We start from the raw sequence: 12,978 nt of genomic DNA on the forward strand, positions 1-12,978 counted from the left end.
ATGCGCTCGCGTTTAATGGCTATTTTATGTGTGCTGATCAGTACTATTATTTTATCTGGGTGTGAAACAAATAACGCACAACAACAAAGTGTGGTGTCTTCGCCTGCGCCAGTAGTTGATACCACCACAACAACAAAAAATAAAAGCACACTGCCTAGCCCAAAAGCACGCCCTAAAAGCGAACCAACCTATCCACCTGCAGAGCAAGTTATTGCTTGGCATGCTAATCAATGTGGCGGATTTAAAGTTGCGCCGGTTAAGCAAGCTTACTTAGGTGAGACAGAACTTAAACACTTTTTTAAATACATGTGCTTAAACGTAAATACTGATCCTAATGCGGTTATGAGTAAATTACTAAAGCTCGATTTAGCTTACTTTTGGCCTGACGATATAAAGCAATATTTATGGCTGCAAAAGCAGCAAGTAACAATGCAAATAAATGCTAAAAAAGAGCAACAAGCACTAAATGATAAAATGCAAGAAACCCTCTCGTCATTAGCAACTATAGAGCAGCAACTTTTATTGCGCGAAGATACCAAGGAGCAGTAATTATGGCCGAACAAAAGCCGCAAGGCGCAAAAGTATTATTAGTTGATGACGACGCCAGCTTATTAAAATTACTGGCTATTCGTATCGAATCTAAAGGCTATGAAGTAACTACTTGCGAAAGTGGTATTACGGCACTGCAAATACTCAAAAACCAAGTGTTTGATGCGGTAATAACCGACTTGCGCATGGATGAAATGGATGGCATGACACTACATCGCCAACTGCAAAGCCGCTACCCAGCATTGCCCGTTATTATGATGACAGCTCATGGCTCTATTCCTGATGCGGTTGAAGCCACTAAACAAGGTATTTTTGCTTTTATAACAAAACCAGTAGATAAAGACGAGCTATTCGACAGCCTTGCAAAAGCTATAGAAATACATGGCGTTAACGCCGATGAAGTTATTCCAAAAAGTAATATTGTGACACGCAGCGGGGCTATGCTGCATTTGCTTGAGCAAGTAAAATTACTTGGGCCAACACAAGTTAATGTGCTGATCTCTGGTGCAAGTGGTACAGGTAAAGAGCTACTTGCACAGGCGATTCACCAACACAGTCATGTAAGCGAAGGGCCATTTGTGGCTATTAACTGCGGCGCTGTACCAGGGGAGCTTTTAGAGTCCGAATTATTTGGCCATAAAAAAGGCTCATTTACAGGCGCTGTGAAAGATCACCAAGGTTTGTTTCAACAAGCGCAGGGCGGCACGTTATTTTTAGATGAAATTGGTGATATGCCACTTAACTTACAAGTTAAGTTACTGCGAGTACTTCAAGAAAAAACCATTCGGCCGGTGGGTTTTCAAGAAGAAATTCCTATTGATGTGCGAATCGTGTCTGCAACTCATAAAAACTTACCGGATGCGATTTTAAATCAGCAATTTAGGGAAGATTTATATTATCGCTTAAATGTTGTTAACTTAAAACTACCGCCACTTCATGAGCGCCGTGAAGACATAAGCTTACTTGCACAGCATTTTAGCGCAAGTATTGCCAAACGTATGAATCAAAGCGAAAAACGTTTTGCAAGCGATGCCATGCATGCACTTGTACGCTTCGATTGGCCAGGTAATATTCGCCAATTGCAAAACGTAGTAGAGCAAGTTGTTGCATTAACGCCAAGCGAAGTAATATCAGAACACTTAGTGTTGGCAGCCCTTAATAGTAACGAAAAAAATGTAGAGCCGTTATCACTTAACGATGCTAAAAAAGAGTTTGAACGCGACTACGTAATCAATACTTTAAAAATGGCCGGTGGCAATGTAGCCGAAGGCGCAAAGCTTGCTAAACGAAACCGTTCAGACTTTTATAAACTGATTAAAAAACACAATATTGATGTAGATAATTTATAAAGGTAAGCAAATGCAGTTATTTATGGTGTATTTAGGTGGGCGAATCCAAGGTTGCCACATAGAAATGCACGATATTCGCTTTGTAGTAGGGGAGAATATAGAGCAAACCTACTCAAAGTTAAAAAGCCAATGGGTGGGCGATAAAAGTAGCGTACATATGGATAGCTTTATGGCCATAAACCATATTGATGGCTTTAAAGTAGAAGTAGTTGATACCTATGTTGAGCAAAATAAGCAGCTTTATTTTGTTAATTTAGGCGCTTATAGAAGTGACTCTATGGCTGAGCAACACGACTTTGCACTGTATGTTGCAAGTAGTAGCAATGAGGCCAAACAACGTGCTAAAAGAGATTTGCTCGCAGGCCTTAGCCATATTCATAAAGATGATTTACACGATGTGGATGACTGCTTTGCCATTGACCTACTCGACAGCCAATTAAATATTAAACTGACCCCAAGCGGGCAAGCTCAAACAATAAAGCCAGACTGGTTTGGCTACCATGTACTTTAAATCAGCAAAGCAGGACTAAGAGTCCTGCTCGCTTTGCTCATCTTTTTCGCTTTTAGCTGCCATTTTAAATGCCACAATAACTAATCCAAACATTGCAAATGGCAGTGCTGCCAACATGTACTCAACCATGTTGCTGTCTTGAAAGTTTGCTTGCAGTAAAAAATGACCCGCCACGCACATTAAAATAACCACTAATAAAATGGGGAGTAACATAAGTTCTTTTTTTGATGAATGGTTTTTCATTGAATGTGAGGCTGCAACTTAAAAATAATGCGCCATTGTAATGAGCTTACTCGAGCTTGGCAAACGCCGCAGAATTTTTTAAATAATGATATGATTAGTGTCAAACAATTGGGCAAGTGTTATTGGGAATAAAGTGAAAAGTAGCTTAAATAAGGTGTATCTTGTTGGCGGCGCAGTGCGCGATCAACTACTAAACATAGAATCAAAAGATAACGACTACGTAGTCATAGGTGAGACGCCACAAACTATGGAGACACTTGGTTTTGTGCCAATAGGTAGCGACTTTCCAGTTTATTTACACCCAAAAACAAAAGAAGAATATGCACTGGGCCGTACTGAGCGAAAAAGCGGTAAAGGCTATACCGGCTTTGTGGTTGATGCCAGCCCAAATGTAACCCTTGAAGAAGATTTAGCAAGGCGCGATTTAACCATTAACTCAATGGCACTTGACGAAAATGGCAGCATTATTGATCCATTTAATGGCCAAAGTGATTTACAAAACAAAATATTGCGCCACACCACACAAGCATTTGTAGAAGACCCTGTACGTGTATTACGCATTGCGCGTTTTTTAGCGCGCTATGGCAGCCAGTGGAGTATTCATCCAAGTACTTATGCATTAATGCGAGAGCTTAAAAATAAAGGTGAGCTTAATCATTTAGTGCCCGAACGCGTATGGCTTGAAACCGAAAAGGCCCTTGGCGAAAAACACCCAGAACTTTATTTTAAAGCATTGCATGGCTTAGGTATTTTTCCTGAAATAGAGGGAATGGAGGGTGTGCCGCAGCCAGCGAATCATCATCCAGAAGGCGATGTATTTATACATACCATGCTGGTTTTAAGGCGCGCTGCCGATTTGAATTTTAACCTTGAGACTCGTTTTGCTGCACTTACCCATGATTTTGGTAAAGCATTGAGTTTTAAAAAGCGCGGTAATTTACGTGGCCATGAGCGCGAAGGTGTAGCTGTAGTTGAAGAATTTTGTGAGCGTTTAAAAGTACCCAACCGATTTCGTGATATTGGTGTTCTCACTAGCGACAATCATACTTTGTGTCACACGGTTGATCAGTTAAGGGCGCAAACTATTCATAAGTTAATCGTGACTAATTTAAACGCACTTGTGCACCCTGAGCGATTTATTGCATTTACTCAAGCTTGCCAATGCGATGCGCAAGGGCGCGGAGAAGCACTTGTTGATAAGCCATACCCGCAAGCAACTAAGCTGCGAGCAATTTTTAGCGAACTACAAAAAATGGATAAAAAGCAGATAGTGCAAAATGCACTTAAAAATGGCAAAAAAGGCCCAGAAATAGGCGAAGAGGTAAAGCTGGCAGAAATAAACTGTATAAAATCATTTTTACAAAATGAAAAACATGAAACGCGAGTGCTTTAATTATCTAAACTAAATACTGCGATATAACTTGGTTTTTAGCTGTTTCGGGTTTTCTTAAGTCTTTGTAATTAGCACTTTTTGGTTTAACGTTTTCAGATTCAGGCTTTTTAGAGGGCCTGTATAAGTCAAAAATAAAATCTAGTTCTTCACGCTCTAGTGATGGTTTCATAGGTAATCCTTAAATTTAATACTTTAATGTGATGTAGGGTATGGCCATTCGACTGAATTAAAAGTGAATAGTTACATTTGAAGTTGTACTAAATTGTAATCGGTGTGCAAAAAATAAGGACGGTTTATAAAATAGCCGCCCTTATATGCATATCATCCTTGCAGCGGGAGGGTTACTTTAAATATTACGCCATCCCTCTGTTCGTTGTTTTGCGCAGTTACGCTGCCTTTATGGTAGTCACACACCAGCCTTACAATATAAAGCCCTAAACCTAAATGTGGTTGTTGCTGCATTTGCTGGCTTCGTACCGACACCATAGAATCAAAAATATGCTCAGTTAGCCCCTCTGGTAAGGCGGGGCCTATGTTACTTACCGCTAATATAGCTTTATTTTCGCTCTGCTTAAGGCTTACATTAATAGCCGTATTTGCTTTACTGAACTCCAACGCATTATTAATTAGCTTATCTAGCAGTTGCGCAATAAACTCAGGTGCTCCTTGCATGGGCAGTGGGCTTTGGCATATATCGAGCTTAAACAATTGTTTAGGGTAGGTAAGTTGATAGCCTTGCATGCAGCCACTTATTACCTTTTGTAAATCAAATGGCTCGGGCTCATTACTTTGAATACTTTGTTCAAGGCGTGTGGCCTCGCTCATGGTGGTAATTATTTTACCTAAACGTTCAACCCCTTCGCTGGCACGCTCTAGGTATTTTTGGCTAAGCTCGTTTTGTGGCAAACTTTGTAAGTTTTCAAGTGATGAGCGCACCACGGCAACCGGTGTACGTAGCTCGTGCGATAACCTCGACGACATATTTTCTAAGTAGTCGGTATACCCACCAAGTCGACTAACAATGTTTGAAAAACTACGAGAGAGGTCACCGATTTCATCGTTAGCATCGCTGTAATTAATGCTGCCAGTTATACGGCCTTGGGCGTCAATTGCTTGCTCTGCGGTATCACGCAATCGCCTAATGCGGCTCGATATTCGAGAGGCAAAAAAGAACAAGGTTACGGTGCCTATGAGCATCACCGCTAAAATAACGTTAAAGAGTTTTTCGAGCGATTTATTACGTAGCGTGCGTACGCCGTTTGTGGTTTCTTCAGCGATTACTGCGCCTATGACTTTATCGTCAATCCAAATAGGGTAGGCCGCCGATAAAATAACGGCTTTACTGTCGGGCGTTAACCGCCACGATGATGCCGGCTGGCCTTTTAAGGCCTTTGCCAAATGGGTGCCTTGCATTGATGCTACATCATGTAGGGTGTCTAAAAATTCGTTTTCTGGGCGGGTTAAAATTTTATAATACAGTGGGTGTAAGTAATTTTGCTCAAAGCGCTGCCACCACGTTTTTGGTGCTTGATTTTTAAGGCCATCGGCCCATACGCCATCGGCATTTTGAATTGTTCCCGATTGTGCTAACACACGGTGGTGGTTGTCGACCACCCAAATACGGCTGCCACTGTGGCCCATACCTTTTAAAATGCGGTTAATTTCCGGAGACGGTACAAGCACTGAGCCTAGATCGCTAGGGTTATTTAAATTAGAAGTCGACATAGTTTTAGGTGCTGCCAATGCATTTTTACTATCTACATCAACAATGGCAAAGCCAAGTTTATTACCAAGTAACTCTATAGGAAAGCGCAGCTCTACGTTATAACCTGATTTGGTACTTTCAAAATACCCCTGAATTTTTGTAAACGGTATTTTGGTGTTGGCATCAAACGCATTGATCCAGCCATCTTGGCGCGGCGCAATAATATATGTATTAAATTGGCCGTCAGGGGTTTTTAATCCAATTTTTAAATAATCGTTATTGGTAATGCTTAAGCTGTTTTTTGCACGGTAAATTAATGTGTTATCGGTTACTTTAAATAGCGCATATAAGTAATTATCAAACTTACCCACCATATGCTCAAACGATAAATCCTCAGCTTTATGCTCCTTGTCTGCTTTTTGTAAATAGCGTTTATCGTATTGCCAAAAGAGTGGTTGATAACTTTGCCAGTCGCCCAGTTTTCCATCAAGTTGAATTGGATTTTTAAGATTGTACGCATATAAGTCGCGCCCTTTTACTACTTGATCTAAAAAGTTGGTTTGCTCGTCAAAGAGTGCGGGGCGCTCATGCAGCGCGGTGGCAAGTGCGCGAGTAGTACCTACCAGAGTTTTTTCTTGGCCTTGGCGTAAAAACTTTTCCATTTCCCATACGTATTCGTAGCCTAGCCACGGCAGTAAAAACAAAAAGCACGAAAGTAATATAAATTTACTGCGCAGGCCAAATCGTAGCATTAGTGTTGTTCCCACCTGTAACCCATGCCGTACACGGTATCTATGCAGTCAAAGTGGCTATCAAGTGCCATAAACTTTTTGCGAATACGTTTTACGTGTGAGGTTATGGTGCTGTCATCTACATAAATTTTTGCATCGCTCATTAAATCGTTCCGGCTTTTAACATGCCCTGGTCGCTGCGCGAGTGAGTGCAACATCCAAAACTCAGTGACCGTTAAATCAACTAATTGCTGCTGCCAAAATACCTGCATACGTTGCGTGTCGAGCACCAGCTGCCCACGGGTTATAAGTGCATTGGCATCGGCAGGTTGCTCAAGGGCTTCCATTCTACGAAATAGCGCGCCAATACGCGCAGCTAAGTGTGCCAAGCTAATATCTTTTGTTAGGTAGTCGTCGGCGCCCATACGCAGGCCACATACTGTGTCTATTTCGCTATCGCGGGCGGTTAAAAAAATAATAGGCAGTGTTTTAGAAAGCGTACGCAAGGTTTGGCAAAGCAAAAAACCGCCATCTATTTCGTGGCCTAAGCCTATATCAACAATGGCTAAATCGGGTAGGGCGTCTTTAAATGCAATCTCTGCGCTGGCGCGATCTGCAAAGCCACTTACTTGGTAACCTTGTGCGCTAAGCATTTCAATATAGTTTTCGCGGATTGCAGTTTCATCTTCAATGATGGCTATTTTTTTCATTTCTATCATTATCCTATCTAACTTATTTTGCACTATATCGAAGTTTTTAAGCTGTGTACGGTTAAAAAGGCAATTGCCATTTTTTTGCCACAATTGCTCAGCGGTTTGCCATTTTTGCTCCCCTTTGTTGCCACTTGCGACTGTTTTAATACACCCATCAAAACAAAACATCACAAATTAAAACAAGTTCAAGAGGACTACCATGAAGAAGACATTAATCGCATTAACGCTAGTAGCCAGTGTTTGTTCACCTGCATTTGCATCAACTGCTAACACGCCTTCTAAAGAAGCACATAAAGAAACCGCCATTGGTTTAGGTGCGGGCGCTATTATTGGTGGTGTTGTTGGTGGGCCTGTTGGGGCATTTATTGGCGCATTTGCAGGGGGCTTAATTGGTGACTCTAAAGTAGCCGATGACAAAATAGCCCAGCAGCAACAAGCAATTACACTTATGCAGGAAAAAACCAGCGACTACATGCACGTGCTTAACCATAACAATAGGCTTGAGCAGCAGTTAGAAGTGCTTGCCAATCAAAATGAGCAATTAACCCAAGCACAAATAAAAAACCTACTTGCCATGACAGTGCAATTTAAAACGGGTTCAAGTGTTATAGCGCCGCACTTTGCACAGCAGCTTGATCAATTAGTCACACTTTTAAATAACCAGCCACAACTGGCGCTTGATTTAAGTGGTTTTGCTGATCAACGTGGCGACGAGCAAGCCAACTTATTATTGTCTAAAAAGCGTGTAAATGCAGTTCAAAGTTACTTAATAAAGCACGGTATTAGCCATAAACGTTTAAGCACACAAGCATTTGGCGAGCAGCAAACATTAGCTCGTAGCAACACAGTTAAAGACAACTTTTTTGATAGACGCGTAACGCTTACCACTCGCTCAATGAATATTGTAAATGGCCAAACGGCGAGTAACTAAACCAAACCGAATTTATGTAAAGCTAAGCGTTCGATGGAGTGATTTTATGTTGAGTAACCCAACCAAAATGCTTACTAAAGTAAGCATTTTTATTTTTTTAGTGAGTGTGCTGCTGGTAAGTTTTAATAGCCATGCACAATCACCCAAGCTTGAACTTTTTGACAGTGGCGGCGCACCTTTAGCGCCAGCCATTATTTTAAAAAGTGACGCTAACATGACCCTAACAGGCTTAATTAACCATGTGGTAGTTAAGCAAACTTATCAAAACGAAAACCCGTTTGCGGTTAATGCCCGTTACGTTTTTCCGCTGCCTGATGAAAGCGCCGTGCACGCCATGACGATGCGTATAGGCGAAAGAGTCATTAAAGGCCAAATTGATAAAAAAGTAGAGGCTGAAAAAAAATATCACGCAGCTAAAAAAGCAGGTAAACAAGCGGCTCTAGTACGCCAGCAACGCGCTAATATGTTTATTACTAACGTAGCAAATATTGGCCCTGGCGAGCAGGTTGTTGTTGAACTTGAGTATCAAGAGATAATTGATTATAGCCGCGGTACATTTGCGATTCGTTTTCCGACGACTATTACACCGCGTTATCACGCGATTAGTGGTGAAGTTGAGCAAAGTAATACCGAAAGAACAGCATTTAATTCGGCGCCAAACGGCTGGTTAAGCCCGGTTTATAGTATACAAAGCGCGGCGCAAAGCCACGGCGATACGCCTAATAGCAAATTTAGCTTAAATATAAATATAGACGTAGGTTTAGAGCTGGTGGATATAAACTCTAAATTTCATAACGTAGATATTCATAACCCTGCATTTGGCCAATATACCGTTGCGTTAAATGAGCAAAATGCCATAAACCGCGACTTTGTACTTGAGTTTAAACCGCTTCAAAAAGAAAGCGCTCAGGCTGCATTTTTTACCCAGCAGTTTGAAAATGGCGACAGGTATGGGCTTGCAATGCTAATGCCGCCGGGGGATCACTTTGTACAAACGCAGCGCTTACCTCGTGAAATGGTATTTGTTGTAGATACGTCAGGCTCTATGCACGGGCAATCTATGGAACAAGCTAAAAAGGCCTTGTTTTATGCGCTTTCGTTACTCGATAGCGACGACAGTTTTAATATTATTGGCTTTGATAACGTGGTTACTCCAATGAGTGATAAGCCACTTATTGCCAGCGATTTTAATTTGCGCCGCGCAGAGCGCTTTATTTACAGCCTAGAGGCCGATGGTGGCACCGAAATACAAGGTGCGCTTAATGCAGTCCTTGATGGCAGTAGTTTTGAAGGCTTTGTACGCCAAGTCGTATTTTTAACTGATGGCAGCGTAAGTAACGAAGATGCTTTATTTAAAAACATTCAGCGTAAATTAGGCGATAGCCGTTTATTTACTTTAGGCATTGGCAGTGCACCTAATAGCTTTTTTATGCGCCGCGCTGCTGATATAGGCAAAGGATCATTTACTTTTATTGGCAGCAAAAATGAGGTGCAGCCTAAAATGCAGCAGCTATTTGATAAGCTCGCTCACCCGGCTATTACTAATTTAGCGCTAAGTGATAAAAGCGGTAGTAGCTTAGATTTTTGGCCATCACCTTTACCCGATTTATACTTTGGTGAACCAATTATGGTGGCTATAAAGCTTGATAAAACAAACAATGTGGTACTTGCTGGGCAAACCGCACAAGGCCCATTAAGTATTAAATTAAGTGCACAAAATAGTGCAAATGCAAAAGGGATTGATAAGTTATGGGCGCGTCAAAAAATCAAATCACTACTTTTATATAATGAGCCAAACGAAGTAAAGGAGGAAGTACAAAGCCTGGCTCTCGCCCATCAATTACTGAGCCCGTTTACTGCTTTTATAGCTATTGAACACACTCAAATTAAAGACGTAGCAAAGCAAACCGCACTAGCTAAAAACACAGCGCCACAAGGCCTGGCTATGCGCTTACCACAAACCGATGGGCAAAGTAGGTTACATATATTACTCGGCTGTATTTTATTACTTAGCTGTGGCGCGCTTAAAATAAGCCGAGGGCTTAATTTAAGTAAGGAACATAAATGAAAAAGTGGCTAAGTACAGGCTTATTAATTGCTGGGCTTGGATTATTTGGTCATGGTGTTTATATGCAAGCAAAGGCATGGCTTGCTCAAGTATTAATTGAGCAAGCATGGCAAGAAGCACTAAAGTCCCCAAGCGCTAAAGTAAAACCTTGGTTTTACGCCGACAACTTTGTAACTGCACAGCTTAATTGGCCTAAGCATAATAAAACGCTGACTGTATTGGCGGGGGCAAGCGGTCGTAATTTGGCATTTGCCCCAAGCCAATTCTTACCCGCCGGAGAGCTTGGTGGTAAAGCGCACGGTAATCCAAAAGGTGCGTTAATCGCGGGGCATAACGACACCCACTTTGCATTTTTGCAACACGCTAAAGTGGGTGAAACGTTCACTTTGCAATTGCAAAGCGCAGAAATACAAGTTTATAAAGTAACGGGGATAGAAGTGATTCATCAATCCCAACATGAGTTTTTACAAAAGTCGGGGCTTTATTTACTCACCTGTTACCCTTTTGATTCACTGGCTGCTGGTACTGATTTAAGGCTATTGGTTTCAGCTGAGCTAATGCCAGATAAAGTAGTATCTGCATTAATATCTTCGCCAGATTCACTAAGTGGAATATCAACCACTAGTTCTTGATGACGCTGGCTTATCATCACACCAATAAACACGACAAAGATGCTCAGCCATTGCCAAACGTTAAGTACTTCTCCCAAAATAATGGCTGACAAAATAAGCGTAAATATAGGGATTAAATTAGAATATGCTGCCGCAGTTAATACCGACACTTTACTAATGGCGTAGTTATACATGCCATAGCCACCAAGGGTGACGCACGAGCCTAAATATAAAATACTCATAAGTGCGGTTAAGTCGTGTTGGTTTTCGCTTGGCAAGTCGATAAAAAATAGAAAGGGCGCAAAAAATAAACTACCGCTAATACCTTGAAGTGCAATAAGGGTAATGGGGGAGTACCGGTTTGCTAAATGTTTAATACTAACGGTATAAAAAGCAGCGCACACCATGGCCATTAATTCTAAAAAATTACCTAGCAGCGGGTTAGGTGCTTGCTCGGAGTTAGGAGAGAGTAATGTAAGTAAAATACTGCCGCCAATACACAAGGTAAAACCGACAACAATGGCTTTACTTATGTACTCTTTAAGCATTAAAAACGCCAGTAACGCCACAATAATAGGCAAGCACGACACAATAACACCCGCCTGCGAGGCTGAGGTGTACTCCATTGCATGACCTTCAAATAAAAAGTATAAGCAAGGCTCAGCAAGCGACATTCCCAGTAAATATTTCCAGTCACCTTTTAAATATTCAAATCGAATAACGTAACGCCATAAACAGAGCGATAAAACTAACGTGGTCAGCATGCGCAAAAATATTACTAATGCGGGGTCGTAAATGGCAATAGCATACTTAAGTGCAATAAAAGAGCTGCCCCATAAAAAGGTGGCAATAATTAAACATAAACTGGCGGGCATAGCGGGTAATTTAAACAATAAAATATAATGCGATCCTAGCATGAATAATTTTAACTTGTTCAAAAATACCGAGCTGGTATAAGTTAAATTATCTAAAAATTTTAATAGTAAAAAATAATGCAAAGGGAACAGGTAATAGTTGTAAAGCTTGGTACAAGTGTACTTACTGGTGGCACCGATAAATTAGACAAAGCTCACATGGTTGAACTTGTACGCCAGTGTAGTGAGCTTAAAAAACAAGGCCACCAAGTCATTTTAGTATCAAGCGGCGCTGTTGCAGCAGGTCGTGAGCAACTTATTAAACCCTGTGGCCGAAGCCTGATTGATAAGCAAATGTTAGCGGCAGTAGGGCAAGGCCAACTTATCCATATTTGGCAAAGCTTATTTGCTTTATATGGTATTAACGTAGGGCAAATGTTACTAACCCGAGCGGATGTAGATGATCGCGCTCGCTATTTAAATGCTCGCGATACACTCACCGCATTATTAAATTACGATGTAGTGCCCATTATTAACGAAAACGATGCAGTCGCTACAAGCGAAATTAAAGTGGGCGATAACGATAACTTATCGGCCCTTGTAGCCATTTTGGCTAATGCCAACAAGTTATTGCTACTTACCGACCAAGAAGGCTTATTTACCAGCGACCCGCGCACTAATGCTGATGCAAAGCTAATTGACGAAGTAACCCACATAAACGATGAACTTCGCCAACTTGCTGGTGGCAGTGGGACAAACTTAGGCACCGGCGGTATGGCCACAAAACTCCAAGCTGCCGATATAGCAAGGCGCGCAGGGGTTGAGGTTATTATTGCCAAAGGTGCTGGAAACAACGTTATTTTAAAATGCATGAGTGAGCAATTACCGGGGACGCGTTTTTTAAAGCTTAGTGCGCCAAAAGATGGCCGTAAAAAATGGCTAATGGCAGGGCCTAAAAGCACAGGCCAAATAATGATTGATGCAGGGGCCATTGCAGCACTGCAAAACAAAGGCGCAAGTTTACTCTCTAAAGGAGTTACAAGTGCATTTGGTCGCTTTGAGCGAGGCGACTTAATAGATCTAATTGATGTCGATAACCAAGTTATTGCACGTGGCCTAACACGCTTTAGCAGTGTTGAGGTAAATAAAATTAAAGGAGCGCATTCAAATCAAATAGGCAATTTACTCGATTACGATACAGGAGCAGAGGTATTACACCGAGACGATTTAGTCTTATTTTAAACCATGCTTTAGTATGGGAATAAGGTGTTGCTAATAATTTAGCAAAACTGATAATTTTGTCTAAACTGTTGAGATAAT

General features: G+C 41.4%; 12 protein-coding genes and 1 pseudogene. 8 read left to right on the forward strand and 5 right to left on the reverse strand.

All coding sequences use genetic code 11. The annotated features are described in order from the left end of the window. From ATS74_RS01415 to ATS74_RS01425, 3 genes are read left to right on the forward strand one after another with little or no spacing between them, the layout of a single operon-like run. Entirely contained in the window at positions 1 to 549 is a 549-nt protein-coding gene (locus tag ATS74_RS01415; protein ID WP_058547159.1) for a hypothetical protein, read from the forward strand. A 2-nt stretch (positions 550 to 551) separates the two neighbouring features. After that, positions 552 to 1,898, forward strand: coding sequence for a sigma 54-interacting transcriptional regulator (locus tag ATS74_RS01420; protein WP_058547160.1), 1,347 nt, complete (start codon positions 552 to 554; stop codon positions 1,896 to 1,898). A 10-nt stretch (positions 1,899 to 1,908) separates the two neighbouring features. Next, the gene (locus ATS74_RS01425) at positions 1,909 to 2,409 is read left to right on the forward strand and encodes a DUF1543 domain-containing protein (RefSeq protein ID WP_058547161.1); all 501 of its coding nucleotides are present in this window, start codon (positions 1,909 to 1,911) and stop codon (positions 2,407 to 2,409) included. Positions 2,410 to 2,424: 15 nt separating this feature from the next. On the opposite strand, the gene ATS74_RS01430 is transcribed toward ATS74_RS01425, so the two are convergent. Then, complete coding sequence (locus ATS74_RS01430) at positions 2,425 to 2,652, reverse strand: hypothetical protein (RefSeq protein WP_058547162.1); 228 nt, start codon at positions 2,650 to 2,652, stop codon at positions 2,425 to 2,427. 133 nt (positions 2,653 to 2,785) lie between these two features. On the opposite strand from ATS74_RS01430, the gene ATS74_RS01435 reads away from it, so the two are divergent. Next, positions 2,786 to 4,045, forward strand: a complete 1,260-nt coding sequence (locus ATS74_RS01435) for a multifunctional CCA addition/repair protein (protein WP_058547163.1) — start codon at positions 2,786 to 2,788, stop codon at positions 4,043 to 4,045. 4 nt (positions 4,046 to 4,049) lie between these two features. Here the strand turns inward: ATS74_RS01435 and ATS74_RS19980 are convergent, their stop codons facing one another. From ATS74_RS19980 to pdsR, 3 genes are all read right to left on the reverse strand, one after another. Then, positions 4,050 to 4,214 carry a hypothetical protein gene (locus ATS74_RS19980; protein ID WP_201023012.1) on the reverse strand — a complete coding sequence of 55 codons (165 nt, stop codon included), beginning with the start codon at positions 4,212 to 4,214 and terminating at the stop codon, positions 4,050 to 4,052. Between the two features lie 152 nt (positions 4,215 to 4,366). Further along, on the reverse strand, positions 4,367 to 6,502 hold the full coding sequence (gene pdsS / locus ATS74_RS01440; protein WP_058547164.1) for a proteobacterial dedicated sortase system histidine kinase: 2,136 nt from the start codon (positions 6,500 to 6,502) through the stop codon (positions 4,367 to 4,369). Further along, on the reverse strand, positions 6,502 to 7,191 hold the full coding sequence (gene pdsR, locus ATS74_RS01445) for a proteobacterial dedicated sortase system response regulator (RefSeq protein ID WP_058547516.1): 690 nt from the start codon (positions 7,189 to 7,191) through the stop codon (positions 6,502 to 6,504). Before pdsR ends, pdsS begins: the two co-directional genes overlap by 1 nt. A 202-nt stretch (positions 7,192 to 7,393) precedes the next feature. Here pdsR and pdsO point away from each other — a divergent pair, with 202 nt between their 5' ends. The 3 genes and pseudogenes from pdsO to ATS74_RS20060 form a co-directional block, all read left to right on the forward strand. Beyond that, entirely contained in the window at positions 7,394 to 8,125 is a 732-nt protein-coding gene (gene pdsO / locus ATS74_RS01450; RefSeq protein WP_058547165.1) for a sortase-associated OmpA-like protein PdsO, read from the forward strand. Positions 8,126 to 8,171: 46 nt separating this feature from the next. After that, positions 8,172 to 10,193, forward strand: a complete 2,022-nt coding sequence (locus tag ATS74_RS01455) for a marine proteobacterial sortase target protein (protein WP_058547166.1) — start codon at positions 8,172 to 8,174, stop codon at positions 10,191 to 10,193. 62 nt (positions 10,194 to 10,255) lie between these two features. Further along, a pseudogene (locus ATS74_RS20060) lies at positions 10,256 to 10,690 on the forward strand (class GN sortase); the annotation flags it as partial. On the opposite strand, the gene ATS74_RS01460 reads toward ATS74_RS20060, so the two are convergent. After that, a complete protein-coding gene (locus tag ATS74_RS01460) occupies positions 10,690 to 11,679 on the reverse strand; it encodes a DMT family transporter (RefSeq protein ID WP_058547517.1) in 990 nt (329 codons plus the stop codon). The pseudogene ATS74_RS20060 and the gene ATS74_RS01460 sit on opposite strands and share 1 nt — an antisense overlap. A 117-nt stretch (positions 11,680 to 11,796) precedes the next feature. Here ATS74_RS01460 and proB point away from each other — a divergent pair, with 117 nt between their 5' ends. Then, on the forward strand, positions 11,797 to 12,900 hold the full coding sequence (proB, locus tag ATS74_RS01465; RefSeq protein WP_058547167.1) for a glutamate 5-kinase: 1,104 nt from the start codon (positions 11,797 to 11,799) through the stop codon (positions 12,898 to 12,900). Positions 12,901 to 12,978 lie beyond the last annotated feature (78 nt).

It is taken from the genome of Pseudoalteromonas sp. H103 (assembly GCF_001469205.1).
Classification (GTDB): domain Bacteria; phylum Pseudomonadota; class Gammaproteobacteria; order Enterobacterales; family Alteromonadaceae; genus Pseudoalteromonas; species Pseudoalteromonas carrageenovora.